The following is a 17,024-nucleotide window of genomic DNA, read 5'->3' on the forward strand; positions in this document are numbered from 1 at the left end:
TTAAGAAAATATGAAAAAAATCACTCAGTTAATCATTATGTTACTACTTACATCTTTTTCATTACCATCAACAGCTAGCCGTGGTGATCATGAAATTCCTTTAAGTTGTGATATTGATTATATCTATGAAAATATTAGTGATAGGCTTTCTATTAATGAAAATGATTTTTCATCACATGAAGCAGGAACATTAGCAAATATAGACAATCATATTATCATTATTATTATAAAAGATTGTTCTAAAACTCATGGTGAAGTTCGTTTGAAAATTGAAAATTCGAGCATTGATACTAATACTGGTTATTTAAAAAATATGATTGCTGGCGATAATGCAAGCACTAATATTGCATTTCAATTATTGTACAATGATGAGGAAAACCCCATAAACCTTAATGAAAAAAATGAGTTTGTTGAAGAACTTATTGATGGAGAAGCAGAGTTTTATTTTTTAGCTAATTATGTAAAAAAAGATGACTTCCCCCCTAAGCCTGGTTATATACAATCAAACATTCAGTTTATTACAAAAATAAATGACGATGTTGTTATGTTTAATGATAGTGAGTAATTATAATGATAGAAAAGCACGGTTGCTATTTATCCTAGCTCGTGCTTTAAATATACTAAGTAGTTATTAAATATTTATTTTAAGGCTTAGTTATTTCTTCACCCATTTTCCATTGATACCTTTGACAAATTCACCTTCATTAGCCCTTGCGACTAGCTTTTCACCCGCAAGTCGAGCAACAGATTCCGGCGTTACTTGATTAGTTCTAGCGATTTCAGCATATTTTGTCTTCCTCGCTTGATTTATTTCATCAACAAGTCGTTGAGCCTGTTTATTATTTATTTGAACAAGCTCGATGTAGCCACTAAATGTTTCTCCCACTAATCCCTGCTCTCTTGCTTCATCAAGTGTTAATGCTGTGGCATTAGTACTCACTAAAGTCAACATTAGCGCAAAACTTAAGAGATATTTTTTATAATTCATCATCTATCCTTTAAAAAATGGCGCTGTTATTTTTTAAGAGATCTTCTACTTGGCGATCTATTTTTACATTAATCTCATGTTCAATTTTAACATTCATATTTATATTAATCGGTTTATCAGGTGTAGCAACTTCGAGTCGAATACATCCTGTTAACGCCGATATTCCCATTATTAAGGCTGTTAATATAAATAATTTTCTTAAAAATAATGGTTTCACTCTGACTCACTCCCTAAATCTGATAAGCTTTTTTCTAACCACTCTTCCAATTGTGAACCAAATCGTAAACTCCGCCATAATTGAAAGACATTTTCTTCGTGTCGATAATTGAAGTTAACTTGTCGACGTTTATCTTCTAGAGGATTCGTTCCCTGAATTTCAGCCTCTAATATTAACTCACCTAAATTACTTAAGTTGACGCGAGTCCAAGAGCGATTGATCTCTAAATAACGTAACCACGCCATAGCAATACCCGCTGACATATTATTATCATCAATTGAATCAACAAAGTCTTTATCAAGTCTTAACGTCAAATATGATGAATTAGCAAGCCAACCATCTTTAATAATCCATTGATTATTATTAATAAAGAATGGAAATTCCCCGCTAACTTTACCTGATGCAGCAAACTGGGTCACTTTTAATAAAGTAAACAGATGACTTAATTGAATATTATCAAGAGAAATAATCGCTGCTTCATGCTGTGGAATAGTGAGTTTTGCCAACGAAATAGTGCCATCAAGCATTGCTACATTCACATTGGATAAAACTAGCGGTTTATTTTCTGTTGCTGGGTAAAAACCTTGAAGGTCAGCCGTAATATCAGTCATTTCAAAAAGATTATTAACGCGTTTTATCCGTAACTGAACAGGTTGTTTAACCCCCAGTTGCCATTCATCACCGTTTAAACGCCAAGGCAAAATAAAATCTAAGCCTTCTAAAATGCCCTCTTTAAGCCACATTCCCCCCTGCTTAACCACAAGATGTCCACCAGCAATTAAGCCTTGTTCTGGTGCAATAGAAAAATCTGCTTGGGTATAGAGTTCACCTTTATCAAGGGTAATCCCTAACTTATCTGGAATTAAAGATTGAAAAACATTTATTGGCTGTAAGGGCCAACGCATTTGCCCTCTTAATCTTGCCCCATCCCAACGTGTATTAATTGCAATAGGTCCTATGTTGGGTCTAGCGCTTAACTCACCTTTTACATTAAAATTGAAGGGTGATTCACCACTGATCGTGGCAATAAAATCGGCTTTATCTAGAAAACCACCTGACGGAAAATCAATACGTTGACTAGTTAATTTTAATTTTCCACCAAATGCGGGCTTTTTCTCATCTCTTATCCAACGAAACGGACTTTCTAACGATAATCGAGGTGCCGTCATCGTTGTATGTTGATATTTTAAAACGTCAAAACCTGTATTAATTTTTTCAAAGCTGATGATTTTATCAACCCAATACCCTGTTCCCGCAATATCCCAACGTGCTTTTAAAGGTAATAAATTTCCTTCTCCCCAATAACGCCATTGCCAAGTCCCATTATCAGGTAAAAAATCAGTTGCCTTACCTTGAAAATGAATACGATAATCCCCCCAAATCTTGTCTTGTGCGACAACAATCGCATTTAAACGGCCATTAAAACCTTTTGATGAAAATGTCGTTCCTGCTAAGGGTAAGCGTGCATCTTTTATCGTAAGCGTTTCAGTTAATGGACCTTTAAAACGAAGTAACGAGCCAGATTGAAATTCAACAGTAGGATCAACGAATGTTCCTGTCACGTTAATAGGTAATCGCGCACTGGCTTGCATTAATTCTTTATTAACCACTCCGGTAATTTGAATAGGAATATGTGCATCTAACCAATTTACTGCCGTCTCAGGAATTGAAATAACTAAATTTCCTTTTCCTGCATGACCCTCTGTCATTACATTTAATCGTGCACTTAATCTTAAATCTGTCAGACCTTTTTGCCATTGAGCAATATTAATATTAATCCCCCCACGCAAAGGTTGATCTAATCCAAACCATTCCCAACGACCTTGTTCAATCTTTATATTTTCGGGGGTAACATGCCAAGGTAATAGAGCCAATGCATGGCCACCACCTTGCTCAGCAAGTGAAATAGTGCCTGATAGTCCTTCCCATTCAAGAATGAGGACTAAGGGATAAGCATAATGAGAAGTTAATAAAGTCGCATCAATCGTACCTTTTTCAGGTAATGACGCAATGTCAATTGGTAATGCTATTTCAGCTGCAAGTTCAATATTATTGTCATCAGGTAAATTCAATTTGAATTGCTTTATATCTAGCCATTTATTATCTCTAATAAAAATACCGAGTTGAGCATTTTCTCCTTGGAACGTCACTAATCGTCCATCATTTTGTGTTTTTAGCTGTAACGAACCTTGATAGCGGGCATTTTCTTTTAAGAGTAGATTTTCTATATTGACAGATAAATAGGGTATCGACGTTAATAAGGAATTTATCTCAACAGGTACTGATACCGCCTCTTCCTGCTTATTCGGTGGCATCGTTGAAAAACAGTGCTCATCAATAGTAAGTTTCTGACTATTAAATTGCAGTTTATCAATTTGTTCTTTTCGATAAGAAAAAGCAAAGTTGTCCATGTTTGCTAAAGTACAACTGGCTGTCTTTAATGCAATATTCTCAACAGAAACGCCTGCCCGTTGTAATTGTGGCTGAGATAATGAAAGAGTGACACCTTCAGGTAGATAAATTTTTGCAACAACAGGCAACCAACGAGGGATAGATACCCACAACGCAGTACCGATTAGGCTTACACCTACCAGTATCGTCCCTGTCCATTTGATTGTTTTTCTTAACAACACATCATATTCCTTTTAAACAAACCTGAATCATCCACTTACCTTGTTAAATTGTTTATAATGATAGTATTAATTTCTTTCATATTGGGGCTGGATAATTCTGTTTTTCCAGTCTCTGAACAAAATTTTAATCGAGAGTAGAGAAAACTAGATGAAAATCGTTTCCTATAGTACTAAACATTATGATCGTAAACACATGGAATGGGTCAATCAGCATAATGGATATCATTATGATATTGAATATTTCGATTTTAATTTGACAGAACAAACCGCAAAAAATGCCGTTGGTGCGGATGCGGTTTGTATTTTCGTTAATGACGATGCCAATCGTGCGGTTTTGCAAGAGCTAGCTAGCCTTAATATTCGTATACTTGCTTTACGCTGTGCGGGTTTTAATAACGTTGACTTAGAAGCAGCTACGGAATTGGGTATCACCGTTGTACGTGTGCCAGCTTATTCACCCGAGGCCATTGCAGAACATGCTGTTGGCATGATGCTCTCTTTAAACCGCCGTATACACAGAGCTTATCAGCGTACTCGTGATGCAAACTTCTCATTAGAAGGTCTAACTGGTTTTAATATGCATAACCGTACGGCGGGTATTATTGGTACTGGCAAAATTGGATTAGCGACATTACGTATACTAAAAGGCTTTGGTATGAAATTACTAGCCTATGATCCTTACCCAAATCAAGCTGTACTTGATTTAGGTGCTGAATATGTTGATTTAGCAACAATTTATGAAAATTCTCATATTATTTCGTTACATTGTCCGCTGACTGCAGATAATCATCATTTATTAAATGAAACTGCTTTTGCACAAATGAAAGACGGTGTGATGATTATTAACACTAGTCGTGGTGCATTAATTGATTCTGCCGCTGCGATTAATGCGCTAAAACAAGGAAAAATCGGTGCTTTGGGGATGGACGTTTATGAAAATGAACGCGATCTTTTCTTTGAAGATAAATCCAATGACGTTATTCAAGATGATATTTTCCGTCGCCTTTCTTCTTGTCATAACGTGTTATTTACTGGGCATCAAGCATTTTTAACAGAAGAAGCTTTAATCAGTATTAGTGAGACAACACTACACAATATTAAAGATGTAGCTACGGGTAATGAATGTGTTAATCAGATCAAAGTGCCATTATAAACGTTCAGAATAAATGCAACAAAAAGCCCTTTCGCATAAATTATGCCAAGGGGCTTTTTATTTATTAACCGTGCAACCACTTATTTTTCTTTAGTATTGCTATCTTCAACTGATTTAGTTGCTTCAAAGTGTGAAGATGTTTCTGTCTCTTCATCCACTTTAAATTGTGAAACTAATTTAGCTAATTGGTGAGCTTCATCATCCATATTCGCTGTAATGGCGGCAGATTCTTCAACCAATGCTACATTTTGTTGGGTAACTGTATCCATTTCACTTACCGCTAATGCAATTTGGTTAATACCCATGCTTTGCTCATTAGAAGCAAGGGCTATCTGTTGCATAAAGTCATTTACTTGATTAATGGTTGTAACGATCTCTGACATTGAGCGTCCTGCTTGGGCCACCTGTTGAGAACCAACATGTACTTTATTGACAGAGTGGGTGATCAGTTCATTGATCTCTTTTGCAGCTTCTGCACTACGGCTTGCTAAATTACGTACCTCAGATGCAACAACTGTAAATCCGCGACCTTGCTCACCCGCTCTAGCAGCTTCAACAGCAGCATTCAATGATAAGATATTGGTTTGGTTTGCAATACTATTGATGATGTCATTAATATCTGCAATTTTCTTCGCACTTTCAGAGATTGAAGACATGGTTTCTACCACGCTATCCATAACACTTTCCCCGTTTTGAGCAGAGCTTGTCGCTGTTAATGCTAATTTACTGGCTTCACGTGAATTATCAGCATTCTTCTCAACGGTAGTTTTAATTTGTTCCATACTCGCAACCGTTTCTTGTAATGCGCTTGCTTGCTCTTCTGTACGGGATGATAAATCCGTATTTCCGGTCGCAATTTCACCCGCACTCACACTAATGGTATTAACAGCATTTTTGACTGAAGAAATCATATGGCTTAATGAATTTTTCATCTTATTCATTTCATTAAATAATTGACCAAATTCATTAGTGCCATGATTATCGATACGCATACTAAAATCACCTTGGCTCATCTTGCTAAAAATATTGATTAATATTTTGATATTGCCAATGAAGGTATGAGAGAACCAACGCAATATAATGATAAATAAAAGAATAACAATAATGCCTGTTGTTAATGATACCATCATCAAACGTTCTTGAGATGTTTTAGCAATATCGATATAACCACTCTCTATGCCATTAGCAACAGCATAATATTGCATTGTGATGTCATTGAGCTCATCCATCTTAGCACTAGACGAATGAATTGTGAGCTGGCCTTTGCGCAATCGCTCTAACGCGCCAGTAAAAATATCAAGCAGTTCATCAAAGCGTTTTGTCATATCATCTGCTAATTCACGCCCTTCCATTGTTAGCTTTTCAGCGTCTGCCCAACGGTGGATTTCTTCACGGGTAATTTCAATATACTCAGCAGTTTGATGAAAATATTTTGCAGAGGGTTTTTCATTGACTCTTAATTGTCCATCTAAACCATTAATATTTGCCCTGATCACGGCCATTTGATATCGAGCTTTGCCCATTAGTAACATTTGCTGGCTTAAGCTATTTGATGAAACGAAATTATTATAAGATCGAGTGGAAGCATCATAACTAAAATAAATAATGCTCATAATCAACGCAAATAAAATGGCCAGCATGACCTTAACGGTCTTTTCTATACTGATATTTTTAAACATGGTCATATTCCATCAAAATATACAGAGTTTTAATCTGTACATTTGTAAGATATCAGAATGCACTCTTTCTCTGATAAAGAGCATATTCCCTGGTGTAATAAAATAAGACTAAAATGTATTCATTAAAATATAAAGGCGCATAAGATCTGCCTTTACTTATAATGTCGGTAATAGTAAGAGAAAACTTTAGAGTGTCGTGAAAAGCATTTTTCATTTACAAAATAAACGAGTTTTTTATCCAACCAGAGATAAATTAACTCTATAATATCTCGCAATGATGCTGATTTTACTCAGAAAAAGATAATTTATTAATTATTTTTTAGTTTTTGTGTTTTTTTTATTTATTTTCACCTACTTCCATTTTAAGTATATACACTTATTAACATTAATTTATTTAACTTCAATATTAAGTTATATCAAATATTAAAAATATTTTATTTCCAATAAAAATAAGACAGTTTCTAAAAACTGTCTTTATTGTTTATTTATTAAGATTAATTTAGTTTTATTGAGAAATTTAAATAATATTTTCTATTAATAACTTTTCAGTTAGTTCAATAAGTCTTATCACATTCAATGGCGTTTCTCTTTTTTTTAGTTCATCTAAAGAAAGCCATTGGAAAGATTTATTTGTCAATTGGCTATTTTCTAGTGGTTTACAAAGATAAATCATATCAATGTGATAATGAAATCCTTGTTTTTTATCGTGAATAGGTTCTTTTAAAATGGCGAGGGGCTTAACGAGTTCAATAACATCATTATCATTTAAACCAAGGCTAAATTCAGGCTGATAACAAAGACATTCACACAATAATCCAGTTTCTTCTTCTATTTCTCTTAATACCGCATTTTGTGGTTCTTCATTATCTTCGATATGACCACCTGGTGGTAACCAGTACCCTATTTTGGAATGTAAATGGAAAAGAAATTGTCCCTGTTGATTAAATATGATACCCGTTGCAGTGAAATGGCTTTTAGGCACTTCTAGTGTCATGATATGCTTATCCTTATGTCTTATGTTCTTGTTCCAATGTACATTAAATCATCCTGTTTTTTTGTGCTATTTACCGGCTTTCACGTTTATTGAAGCTTGTTTTATTCCCATCAGAAAATCAGCAAAGATCCTTTTGAAATCCCTACAGGCATTTTCCGATAATGTCTCTTCATTTTTTAAGTTAATCGCGATATGCGTGAGAAAACCATAGATTAAATTAACGACAATATCAGGAGAGTAAGTACAAATTTCTTGCTTAGAATAGAGTATTTCTACGCAGGATTTGATTCGAGGAATAAGAATTTGTGCATCAATTTCATCCCATTCCTTCCAACCTAAAACGGAGATAATCTCTTGTAGCGGAATAAGTGTATCTTTATGTTGATAAATATGATCAACACAAAAACTAAAAATAACTTCAAGTTCTTGCCATTTATCATCATAGTTAGGAATTTTAACAAGTTGCTCCATGACTTTATAAACTTGAAAAAGATAACACTCTTTTAATAGTGCTTTCTTATTACTAAAATGATGATAAAACGCCCCTTTTGTCACTCTTGCGTGACGTGATATTTCATCTATGGAAACATCACAATAGTTTTGATTTATAAATAGTTCTTGTGCCGCCTCACGTAACGCGGTGCGTGTTTGCTCTGAATTCTCTTGTTGCCGTGATTTTATATTCATGATAAAACCCTAAAAACATACCATAAGTATGTAATAATATATGGGTATCAGTTTTGTGTAAACTGAACAAAATATTTTCAGGAAATTATCATGTCATCTCCGCACAATGGGTTTGCTCCCGCGAATACCTTATCCACATTTAATATAGAAATTATCAAAGAGCTTCTTCTCTGGATTGAGGTAAATCTGGAAAAACCGTTGCTACTTGATGATGTTGCGATTAAATCAGGCTATACAAAATGGCATTTGCAACGAGTATTTAAGCAAGCAACGGGCTTAACGCTGGCTTCATATATTCGAGGGCGACGCCTCACAAAAGCTGCAACTGAATTACGGTTAACAAAACTGCCTATTCTTACGGTGGCATTACGTTATCAGTTTGATTCTCAGCAATCGTTCACACGCCGTTTTAAAGCTACATTTGGCGTTACACCTACTGAATATCGTAAACTTGATAATCTTTGTGGTGATAATTTTCAACCTCCCATTAATTTTGATGTCACTGATTTACCTATTCCTAACATTATGGAACTGCCTGAAAGTTATGTTTATGGTATGCAATACCAATATTTTTGTTCTATTGAAGATATCGGTAAATTGCATGAAGATATTCGCCATCAATTTTGGAACGATTTTTTATTGTATACAGATAAAAATTTCACAGAAAGTACAGTGCTGATTTCATATCAACCTAATACGCTACGTAAAAATAAAATCCAAATTGACTATGAGATTGGTTTGAATAGTTTGGATCATTTTACAAAAACCAGTGGATTTAGAAAAAAACGTATAGAACCTGGTCGTTATGTTAGGTTTCAATTTAAAGGCACACTGGATGAATATAAACAATTTGCGATGAAAATATATTTTTATACACTACCTGCATTAGGGCTATGTCGCCGTTTAGGCGCTGATATTGAAAAATATGTCAGTATTGAAACCGATGTCGATTTAATGGAACTCCCAAAAACCTTAGAAATAGATTATTTTGTTCCAATTCACTAATTACGATAAAAACAGCTTGAATATTTCAGGCTGTTTTTATTAAGAATAAATTAATTCTATAAAGTCTATTGGCGCAATAAAATTTGTTTTGATTGCCTTTGTTATTATTTTACTAAACTAATTAGCTATATTTTATCAACATAAAAAGCTTTTCTACTTTAGATCCCTATATAAAACAATAAAGGTTCTTATGCGTATCTCACCTCACCTCATACTTTCTGCTTTTTTACTGACTTCTTTTGTGAGTTATGCATAAATATCAACACATACATTAACTCGTCAAGATGGAAGTGAAATTATCTTCGCAATATCCGAATATCATTTTAATCGGTGGGAGTAAAGGCACTACGATGGTGCTTTTAGTGGTAGCTAGACGTAACGATATTAAAGCTGTCGTTGCATTAAATGGTGGAGGTCGTTTTTTTCTTGACGATGTTCTTTATAATATCCGTCATACTAGACCTAAAGAATATGTTGAAGATGCCTTAAATGGCTTTAAACAATTTGCTGATACAATAAAAAACAATTAAATTGATGATGAACGATTTATCAGCGAATACAGTAAATATTGGTGGCAACAATTTTTTGCTGTCGATTTACTTAAAATAATTAAAAGTAATCAACACACACCTGTTTTAATTATTTAAACTCTCAATGACACAAATGTCAACGTAGAAGCGTTACATAAACTAAACTAAGATATTAAACAATCTAATATAACATTTATTAAATACGATAAGTTAGATCATGGATTTTATAATGAACAAGGTGAACGTTTAACCGGTAAAATAATCAGCGATATACAACAATGGTATGCATAATTTGCGAAATAACTGAATAACTGATTTAAAACAGGATCTTTATATTACTATATCTATATAATGATAACTATTATCTCTTCTAAGTTTAGGATAAGAATGGAAAGCACAGTGACTCTTTTACGTCTTGATAAAATAGGCTATCGAATTGATAACAAAACTATCCTCGATAACATAAATTTTCAACTTCAACCTTCTGAATTTAAACTTATTACAGGCCCTTCGGGTTGCGGTAAGAGTACTTTACTTAAGCTTATTTCCTCTCTACTCTCACCCACCAGCGGTAACATCTTCTTTGAAAATAAAGATTATGTAACCCTTCCCCCCGAAGAGTATCGTCAGCAGGTTTCTTACTGTACACAAACACCCATGTTATTTGGTGAAACTGTTTACGATAATCTAAAATTTCCTTATTTATTACGAAAAGTTTCAGTAGATGATAGAAAACTTAAGCAGAATTTAGACTATTTTGGTTTGCCCGCATCCATAATAGAAAAAAGGATCAACGAACTTTCAGGTGGCGAAAAACAGCGCATTTCACTGATAAGAAATTTGCAATTTATGCCAAAAATTTTATTACTTGATGAGATAACCAGTGCATTAGATGAAGATAATAAAATAAAAGTGAATGATGTTATCCACCACTATGTAAAAGATCAAAAACTAGCCGTGTTATGGGTCACACATGATCAAAATGAAATAAAACATGCTGATGATGTCATCCAGTTACCCTCTCACAATAATGCTTAAACATTTTTTTCTCTTAATTAGTCACCCTTTGCTATGAGCGAACATCATATTATGAACGAACATACAATAAGCAACGAGTCTCTTATTTTCTCGCTTTTATTAGTTCTTGTGGCTATTTTTATTAGCAGTAAAGAAAAACTCGCTTTAGAAAAAGATATCATTTGGAGTACTGCAAGAGCAATTGTCCAACTGTTAATTGTTGGCTATGTATTAACCTATATATTCCATGTAGACCATTTTATCCTTACCTTTTTAATGGTGCTCTTTATCTGTTATAACGCGGCGTATAACGCCAAGAAACGCAGTAAATATGTTAAAGATATTTTTCTTATCTCTTTTACTGCTATTACTACAGGGGCATTATTAACCTTAACTATTTTATTACTCACCAGTTCTATTGCTTTTACTCCAATTCAAATTATTCCTATTACCGGGATGATTGCAGGTAATGCGATGATAGCAACTGGCCTTTGTTATAATAATTTAGGACAACGTTTTCAAAATCAGCAACAGCAATTACAAGAGATGCTAAGTTTGGGTGCAACACCTAAATTAGCCTCTATGAGTATTATTAGAGACAGCATTAAATCTTCATTAATCCCCACGGTGGATGCAGCCAAAACAGTGGGAATTGTAAGTTTACCTGGGATGATGTCTGGACTTATTTTTGCAGGTGTTGATCCATTACAAGCCGTAAAATATCAAATTATGGTGACGTTTATGTTGATGGCAACAGCCAGTATTTCAACCATAATTGCATGTTACTTAACCTATAAAAAATTCTTTAATCAACGTCATCAGCTAATTAATTTAGAAAATAGTTAATTATAATTATTTGATTATATTGAAAAAGGTCACTAAATGAAGTGACCTTTTATTATTAGTATTCAGGTTTAAATTATTACTTTAATACTGTACACCCCATTTTTTTAACTAACTCACCAAATTGAGATTTCACATCTTGAGCTTTTTCAGGTAACTGACTCCAAAGTGTTAAACCTGTACGAGCTTCCACTTCTGCCGCTGTTACTTGGAATTCACAAAAATCTGCTTTTTTCGGTGTTTGTTGATCCATAATAAACGCTGCATAAGAGGAGTTTTCTGGTGTATCATTTAGAAAAACCACTTTAAAATAAGCACTTGGGATAGTGTGATCTTTATCTGTACTAGGCAATTTACCCATATTTCTTTCATAGATAGGGCCTGTCACTGTAAAGACTTTATGACCTTCTTTTGCCAAATTACGCTCTTGATCTTCTAATCGCACCCACGCACCTTGGTTTAAATCTGCTTTTTGTGGTGTGATATTAGAAAGATAATTAAGTGCATTCCAACCAGGTAACGCAGCCAATGACGCTAAAGGTGCCTGATGACCACGGTCAACTTTTAATGTGGCATTAGCATTTTTATAATCCGCTGGCGATAAGGTTTCATCATTGCCTAAAGCCGGATCTTTTTTCCAATTACGTGTTTTACCACTACCGATGCTGTCTTTAGTTACTAAATAAGCAACCCAGTCTGCAAACTTGGTTTCGCTATTATTATTTAGTGTATAAACATCTCGCTGAATAGTGGTTTCACTTCCTCCTAATGGGCAACCAATTCCACAATTTTCATCATTCATTGAACGCTTGGAAATATCACGCGCCGAAGTTAACAATGAAGATCCAATATTAGCATTAGGTTCAACAGTTATATCGGCATTTGCATAACTGGTGGAGATCATAAGAAATGATAAAATAATAGGTGTAATACGTTTCATATAAAATTCCTTTTTAAAATGAAGAAACAAAAAAACTCGCCAAAGCGAGCTTTTTGCTAAAAGAGAAAAATCCTATTTTCTCTCAATGATATATTCCAGCTATAAACTGCAACACAAAAGCCCCATCGTATTGATGAGGTTATTTTTAATCACAATTTACAGCTCAGAATCTTGCTAAGAAATAAAAAACGGTGAGTAAAAATTCTAAATATCAGATATTACAAACACCGTTCGTGGCGAATATTTATTTTCACTGTCCCAAAAAGCAAAAAACCCCGCATTAAGCGAGGTTTAAAAACTTATTAGATTTGGTAAAGACTAAATTTCCACCATGAGAATAATCATGGGATATAATTCTTATTTAGTCAATATCTTTTCTAAAAATATTTTTATATAGAAAAAAATTACCTTTCTTTTCATCAATAAAGAGAAATTTATTAATATCGCAAATTCCTTATTCTTCTTGAATTATGGCCATTCCAGTTAATGAGAAGATCCTAGAGCTTTATTTTTTCGTATGTATTATCATTCAAAAGATGATACAAAATCCCACTGTTATTTTTAATATATAAAACCGTCGCTTACCAACAATAACCACAATAAATGTTATACGTAAGATTTATTGAGTTGAGTTATAACACGAGAAATACAAATGCCAAACAATCCTCCCCTCACCATTGAGCACGAAGTAAAGGTACACCTTGTCAACGCATTTACCCGAAATAATTCAGGAGGTAATCCGGCAGGTGTCGTGCTTAATCCGCCTAATCTAAGTGATATTCAAAAAATAGAAATCGCACGTCTAGTTGGTTTTTCTGAAACAGCATTTGTCTACACTGGTAAAGAAACGGATTTTAAGGTCGATTTTTTCACTCCTGAAGGTGAAGTTGATTTTTGTGGACACGCGACATTAGCTGTTTTCTTTACGCTGGCTTCACTTAATATCATTGGTTCTGGTAATTACACGCAAAAAACGAAAGCCGGTATTTTAAGTGTCTCTGTAAGCCCTCAGAGTATTGTTATGGAACAAACACATCCTGTTATGCGACAAGGCCCTGATATTAATGCTGTTGCCTTAGCGCTGGGTGTTCACTGTAATGTTATAGGAAAAACGGGCTTACCTATTACGATTATTTCGACAGGTTTATACGATATCATTGTTCCTGTGCAATCAGGCTCGCTAGATGCTTTACAACCTAATTTTGACACGATTGCAAACCTAAGCCGTGAGTTTAACACTATCGGTTTTCACGTATTTGAATTAAGCCGCCATGCTACGATTACAGCTCATTGTCGTAATTTTGCACCTTTGTATGGCATAAATGAAGAATCCGCGACAGGTAGTTCTAGTGGAGCATTAGGTTGCTATTTAGTTAATTACGTTTTTCCTAATGAAACCCATTTCCTATTAGAACAAGGACGTGCGATGGGGTGCTCATCGTTGCTTGAGGTGATGATTGATTCACATGCTCAAAAAATTAATCGTGTTCGCGTTGGTGGGCAAGCTGCTATATTCGGAGAAAAAACACTCCGTCTTTAAATGGAAAAAAGCCCCAAAAAGGGCTTTTAATCATGGAACCAGAAACGTTGTTTGGTTTTAATTAACCACGCCCTTTCGGGCGATTAAGAATGTGTTCTTCCCAATCTTCAACTTCCGTTTCTGGTACGGCAATATACCTTACAGAAATATTGCTTTGGTGCATTTTTGCTTTATTACCCGCAATAAGGGGATGCCAATTTTGTAACGTTTTGCCTTCAGCTAACAGACGATATGCACACGTCATCGGCAACCATTCAAATGTCGGTAAATTATACCGTGTAAGCTTGATACAATCTGGCTCATAACGGAAACGATCGTCATAATTACTGCATTGGCAGGTTTTAATATTAAGTTGATTACAAGCAACATTGGTAAAATATATTTCGTCGGTATCGTCATCCATTAACTTGTGTAAACAACATTGTCCACACCCGTCACAAAGTGATTCCCACTCATCATCACTCATTTCATCTAATGTTTTAGTCTGCCAAAAAGCCTGTGTCATCTCTACGTTATTACCTTATTGCTCATCTGATACGAATTAAATAACCCGCGTTGTCAGCTGATGCTCGTTAACACTTAATACCAACATATCACCCGATTCTAGAGGGCCAACTCCTTCAGGAGTTCCCGTTAAAATTACATCACCAGGGCGTAGGGTGAAAAAGCGAGACATATAGCTGATAAGGGGTAAAACAGGGGTAAGCATATCACGACTGTTACCCTGCTGACGAATCTCGTCATTAACACGCAATATTAAATTGGCATTTTGTGGGTCACCAAATGAATTGACTGGAATAAAACCTGATAATGGGGCGGAGCCATCAAACGCCTTACTTTTTTCCCATGGCTGCCCTGCTTTTTTCAATTTACCTTGTAAATCACGTAACGTAAGATCAAGACCAATACCAAAACCAGCAATTGCACGATCAACTCTATCTTCATTAGCTTGTTTCAGTGGTTGACCGATAAGTACGGCTAATTCGATTTCGTGATGAACGGCACCCATATCTTTAGGAATTGCAATAGGTTGGCGAAGATCACACATAGCGGTTTCTGGCTTAATAAAAATCACTGGCTCTTCTGAACGAACTGACCCCATCTCTTTAATGTGATTTGCATAGTTACTGCCAACACAAATGACTTTATTGACAGGAAAATCAAGTAACGCACCTTCCCAATCGCGATGTTGATACATAATGTGTTCCTTTTAGGTAAATTGCTGTGTTTTATTTCACTGCAGATATGACTAACCTGCGTTAGGCAGTGAGTTTATTTTATTAGCAACGCCATCAGCCATTGTCACAATGCTAAGGGCAAAGAAGTAAGAACTGTTCCAATGCATAATTGTGCGGAAGTTTTGTGTCACTAAATAACTTCTATGCAAATTATCATCAGGAATTATTAACCATACCGGCATATCGTCACTTAATTGACTATTAGCAGGTAATTGAACACCTAATGCTTTCCATTGAGCAACCGTTTTTTGTTGCTCGGCCTTAATGCCTTCAAGTTGTGGGTTAAAATCTACCGATAAAGTAACCTGTTCCCCCCAAGGAAGTCCACTTTTCCAGCCTTCAGTTGCTAAATAATTAGCAGCAGAAGCAAATGCATCTTCACGTGTATTCCAGATATCAATTTTTCCATCACCATTACCATCTGCCGCATAAGTGAGGAAAGAGGATGGCATAAACTGAGTTTGCCCCATTGCACCCGCCCAAGAGCCTTTCAAGCGCTGGCCTTGAGGTAAGTGTCCTTCCTCGATAATTTCAAGCGCGGCCATCAGTTGGCGTGTAAACAGCTCTTCTCGACGTCCCTCAAACGCTAATGTAGCAAGGGCTGAAACAACATCTTCTTTGCCTTGCACTTTGCCAAAACCACTTTCAAGCCCCCATAACGCAATAATATAATTTGACGGCACACCATATTTCTTACTTATTTGTTCTAGGGTGTTTTGATTTGCTTGATAGAGATTAGCGCCTTGGTTTATACGTCCATTAGTAACAATACGAGGTAGATAAACATCGAGTGTAATTTTCTTTTCCGGTTGATTTCGGTCAGATTTAATCACTCGTTCAATAAAATGTACTTCTGAAAAAGCAAAATCTATTGTTTCTTGTTTATAACCTAATTGAGCTGCCTTCAATTTTAATGCATCGACATAAGCCGGAAATTGGGCAACCGTGCGCGCATCTTTAGGAAAGGCCTGTTCTAATGATGCAACATTCACTTGTTTCCATCGGGACGTTTTTTGTGTTTCAAACGTTGTTGGATCTGGTACTTTAATTTGCCTTTCCGCCAATTTTTGTTGGCCATTAGTACACGCAGATAACATTAAACCGGAAACAATCACAGCGATGAACGAATATTTGAACATTTATGCTCCTTTTATCTCGATGATTTATTCAGTTTTTTCTGATTTTTTTAATTCATCTAAATAAGCATTTAACATACTTTCGACAGGTGGCGGAACTTGTAAGTAAAATCCCTGATCAATTAACGCTTTTTTGACTTTTTCAATGTCAGCATGCGCTAAACGCTGTCTATCCGCGAGATTAAGCAACATTGCAAACTGAGGTTCGCCAAAACTTTGTAATAATTCGTCCGGAATTCGGGAGAAATCATCCTTTTTTTCGATGTATAAATAAGTTTGATCACGTTTGGTACTACGGTAAATTGCACAAATCATTTTCATTAAACTCTAATTATTAAAATAAGCGACTTGCCTGAATATTTTAGTAAATATAACATGCTTATATACTTTCGTAATATCGTCTCTGGTTTTTTGTGCCAGATTA

The 17,024-nt window shown here is 35.1% G+C and carries 18 protein-coding genes; 7 read left to right on the top strand and 11 right to left on the bottom strand.

What is annotated here, in order from left to right; genetic code table 11:
• The first annotated feature begins 10 nt into the window (after window positions 1-10).
• Window positions 11-565 (top strand): fimbrial protein, encoded by a 555-nt coding sequence (locus GWJ05_RS14235; RefSeq protein WP_123822146.1) that lies wholly within the window; start codon window positions 11-13, stop codon window positions 563-565.
• Between the two features lie 90 nt (window positions 566-655).
• On the opposite strand, the gene GWJ05_RS14240 is transcribed toward GWJ05_RS14235, so the two are convergent.
• From GWJ05_RS14240 to GWJ05_RS14250, 3 genes are read right to left on the bottom strand one after another with little or no spacing between them, the layout of a single operon-like run.
• Complete coding sequence (locus GWJ05_RS14240; protein ID WP_036936717.1) at window positions 656-988, bottom strand: YdbL family protein; 333 nt, start codon at window positions 986-988, stop codon at window positions 656-658.
• A gap of 10 nt (window positions 989-998) precedes the next feature.
• Window positions 999-1,205: a YnbE family lipoprotein gene (locus GWJ05_RS14245; RefSeq protein ID WP_036936715.1), complete on the bottom strand. Its 207-nt coding sequence runs from the start codon at window positions 1,203-1,205 to the stop codon at window positions 999-1,001.
• Window positions 1,202-3,838, bottom strand: a complete 2,637-nt coding sequence (locus GWJ05_RS14250; RefSeq protein WP_123822147.1) for a YdbH family protein — start codon at window positions 3,836-3,838, stop codon at window positions 1,202-1,204. The genes GWJ05_RS14245 and GWJ05_RS14250 overlap by 4 nt, the downstream gene beginning before the upstream one ends.
• Before the next feature lie 148 nt (window positions 3,839-3,986).
• On the opposite strand from GWJ05_RS14250, the gene GWJ05_RS14255 reads away from it, so the two are divergent.
• Entirely contained in the window at window positions 3,987-4,991 is a 1,005-nt protein-coding gene (locus tag GWJ05_RS14255; RefSeq protein WP_161681461.1) for a 2-hydroxyacid dehydrogenase, read from the top strand.
• 80 nt (window positions 4,992-5,071) lie between these two features.
• On the opposite strand, the gene GWJ05_RS14260 is transcribed toward GWJ05_RS14255, so the two are convergent.
• The 3 genes from GWJ05_RS14260 to GWJ05_RS14270 all read right to left on the bottom strand — a co-directional run bounded on the left by GWJ05_RS14260 (window position 5,072) and on the right by GWJ05_RS14270 (window position 8,351).
• Window positions 5,072-6,670: a methyl-accepting chemotaxis protein gene (locus tag GWJ05_RS14260; RefSeq protein ID WP_161681462.1), complete on the bottom strand. Its 1,599-nt coding sequence runs from the start codon at window positions 6,668-6,670 to the stop codon at window positions 5,072-5,074.
• 517 nt (window positions 6,671-7,187) lie between these two features.
• Entirely contained in the window at window positions 7,188-7,664 is a 477-nt protein-coding gene (locus tag GWJ05_RS14265; RefSeq protein ID WP_161681463.1) for an NUDIX hydrolase, read from the bottom strand.
• A gap of 66 nt (window positions 7,665-7,730) precedes the next feature.
• The gene (locus GWJ05_RS14270; RefSeq protein WP_036936703.1) at window positions 7,731-8,351 is read right to left on the bottom strand and encodes a TetR family transcriptional regulator; all 621 of its coding nucleotides are present in this window, start codon (window positions 8,349-8,351) and stop codon (window positions 7,731-7,733) included.
• A gap of 90 nt (window positions 8,352-8,441) precedes the next feature.
• Between GWJ05_RS14270 and GWJ05_RS18685 the strand changes: the two genes are divergently transcribed.
• The 4 genes from GWJ05_RS18685 (at window position 8,442) to fetB (ending at window position 11,749) form a co-directional block, all read left to right on the top strand.
• Window positions 8,442-9,356, top strand: a complete 915-nt coding sequence (locus tag GWJ05_RS18685; RefSeq protein WP_052038496.1) for a helix-turn-helix domain-containing protein — start codon at window positions 8,442-8,444, stop codon at window positions 9,354-9,356.
• 290 nt (window positions 9,357-9,646) lie between these two features.
• Window positions 9,647-9,886 (top strand): acyl-CoA thioester hydrolase/BAAT C-terminal domain-containing protein, encoded by a 240-nt coding sequence (locus tag GWJ05_RS18615; protein ID WP_103004710.1) that lies wholly within the window; start codon window positions 9,647-9,649, stop codon window positions 9,884-9,886.
• Between the two features lie 387 nt (window positions 9,887-10,273).
• Window positions 10,274-10,924 (top strand): iron efflux ABC transporter ATP-binding subunit FetA, encoded by a 651-nt coding sequence (gene fetA, locus GWJ05_RS14285; protein ID WP_036936700.1) that lies wholly within the window; start codon window positions 10,274-10,276, stop codon window positions 10,922-10,924.
• Window positions 10,925-10,975: 51 nt separating this feature from the next.
• Window positions 10,976-11,749 carry an iron efflux ABC transporter permease subunit FetB gene (gene fetB, locus GWJ05_RS14290; RefSeq protein WP_036936698.1) on the top strand — a complete coding sequence of 258 codons (774 nt, stop codon included), beginning with the start codon at window positions 10,976-10,978 and terminating at the stop codon, window positions 11,747-11,749.
• Between the two features lie 76 nt (window positions 11,750-11,825).
• On the opposite strand, the gene GWJ05_RS14295 is transcribed toward fetB, so the two are convergent.
• The gene (locus GWJ05_RS14295; RefSeq protein WP_181880541.1) at window positions 11,826-12,650 is read right to left on the bottom strand and encodes a DNA/RNA non-specific endonuclease; all 825 of its coding nucleotides are present in this window, start codon (window positions 12,648-12,650) and stop codon (window positions 11,826-11,828) included.
• Window positions 12,651-13,338: 688 nt separating this feature from the next.
• Here GWJ05_RS14295 and GWJ05_RS14300 point away from each other — a divergent pair.
• Window positions 13,339-14,226, top strand: a complete 888-nt coding sequence (locus tag GWJ05_RS14300) for a PhzF family phenazine biosynthesis protein (RefSeq protein WP_103004709.1) — start codon at window positions 13,339-13,341, stop codon at window positions 14,224-14,226.
• A gap of 61 nt (window positions 14,227-14,287) precedes the next feature.
• Here the strand turns inward: GWJ05_RS14300 and GWJ05_RS14305 are convergent, their stop codons facing one another.
• Genes GWJ05_RS14305 through GWJ05_RS14320 form a run of 4 tightly spaced genes read right to left on the bottom strand, consistent with a single transcriptional unit; the run spans window position 14,288 to window position 16,915 of the window.
• On the bottom strand, window positions 14,288-14,731 hold the full coding sequence (locus GWJ05_RS14305; RefSeq protein ID WP_036936692.1) for a YcgN family cysteine cluster protein: 444 nt from the start codon (window positions 14,729-14,731) through the stop codon (window positions 14,288-14,290).
• Between the two features lie 36 nt (window positions 14,732-14,767).
• Window positions 14,768-15,424: a fumarylacetoacetate hydrolase family protein gene (locus GWJ05_RS14310; protein WP_036936689.1), complete on the bottom strand. Its 657-nt coding sequence runs from the start codon at window positions 15,422-15,424 to the stop codon at window positions 14,768-14,770.
• Between the two features lie 51 nt (window positions 15,425-15,475).
• On the bottom strand, window positions 15,476-16,603 hold the full coding sequence (locus tag GWJ05_RS14315) for a lytic murein transglycosylase (RefSeq protein WP_036936686.1): 1,128 nt from the start codon (window positions 16,601-16,603) through the stop codon (window positions 15,476-15,478).
• A gap of 24 nt (window positions 16,604-16,627) precedes the next feature.
• A complete protein-coding gene (locus GWJ05_RS14320; protein WP_036938993.1) occupies window positions 16,628-16,915 on the bottom strand; it encodes a YcgL domain-containing protein in 288 nt (95 codons plus the stop codon).
• Window positions 16,916-17,024: the final 109 nt, after the last annotated feature.

Origin of the sequence: Proteus sp. G2626 (genome assembly GCF_009915985.1) — a bacterium.
Lineage (GTDB): Bacteria > Pseudomonadota > Gammaproteobacteria > Enterobacterales > Enterobacteriaceae > Proteus > Proteus vulgaris.

What these genes read in the sequence shown, in the direction of transcription:
- GWJ05_RS14235 (WP_123822146.1), top strand. Translation starts at nt 11, where the DNA reads ATGAAAAAAATCACTCAGTTAATCATTATGTTACTACTTACATCTTTT.
- GWJ05_RS14240 (WP_036936717.1), bottom strand. Translation starts at nt 988, where the DNA reads ATGAATTATAAAAAATATCTCTTAAGTTTTGCGCTAATGTTGACTTTA.
- GWJ05_RS14255 (WP_161681461.1), top strand. Translation starts at nt 3,987, where the DNA reads ATGAAAATCGTTTCCTATAGTACTAAACATTATGATCGTAAACACATG.
- GWJ05_RS14260 (WP_161681462.1), bottom strand. Translation starts at nt 6,670, where the DNA reads ATGTTTAAAAATATCAGTATAGAAAAGACCGTTAAGGTCATGCTGGCC.
- GWJ05_RS14265 (WP_161681463.1), bottom strand. Translation starts at nt 7,664, where the DNA reads ATGACACTAGAAGTGCCTAAAAGCCATTTCACTGCAACGGGTATCATA.
- GWJ05_RS14270 (WP_036936703.1), bottom strand. Translation starts at nt 8,351, where the DNA reads ATGAATATAAAATCACGGCAACAAGAGAATTCAGAGCAAACACGCACC.
- GWJ05_RS18685 (WP_052038496.1), top strand. Translation starts at nt 8,442, where the DNA reads ATGTCATCTCCGCACAATGGGTTTGCTCCCGCGAATACCTTATCCACA.
- fetA (WP_036936700.1), top strand. Translation starts at nt 10,274, where the DNA reads ATGGAAAGCACAGTGACTCTTTTACGTCTTGATAAAATAGGCTATCGA.
- fetB (WP_036936698.1), top strand. Translation starts at nt 10,976, where the DNA reads ATGAACGAACATACAATAAGCAACGAGTCTCTTATTTTCTCGCTTTTA.
- GWJ05_RS14295 (WP_181880541.1), bottom strand. Translation starts at nt 12,650, where the DNA reads ATGATCTCCACCAGTTATGCAAATGCCGATATAACTGTTGAACCTAAT.
- GWJ05_RS14300 (WP_103004709.1), top strand. Translation starts at nt 13,339, where the DNA reads ATGCCAAACAATCCTCCCCTCACCATTGAGCACGAAGTAAAGGTACAC.
- GWJ05_RS14305 (WP_036936692.1), bottom strand. Translation starts at nt 14,731, where the DNA reads ATGACACAGGCTTTTTGGCAGACTAAAACATTAGATGAAATGAGTGAT.
- GWJ05_RS14310 (WP_036936689.1), bottom strand. Translation starts at nt 15,424, where the DNA reads ATGTATCAACATCGCGATTGGGAAGGTGCGTTACTTGATTTTCCTGTC.
- GWJ05_RS14315 (WP_036936686.1), bottom strand. Translation starts at nt 16,603, where the DNA reads ATGTTCAAATATTCGTTCATCGCTGTGATTGTTTCCGGTTTAATGTTA.
- GWJ05_RS14320 (WP_036938993.1), bottom strand. Translation starts at nt 16,915, where the DNA reads ATGATTTGTGCAATTTACCGTAGTACCAAACGTGATCAAACTTATTTA.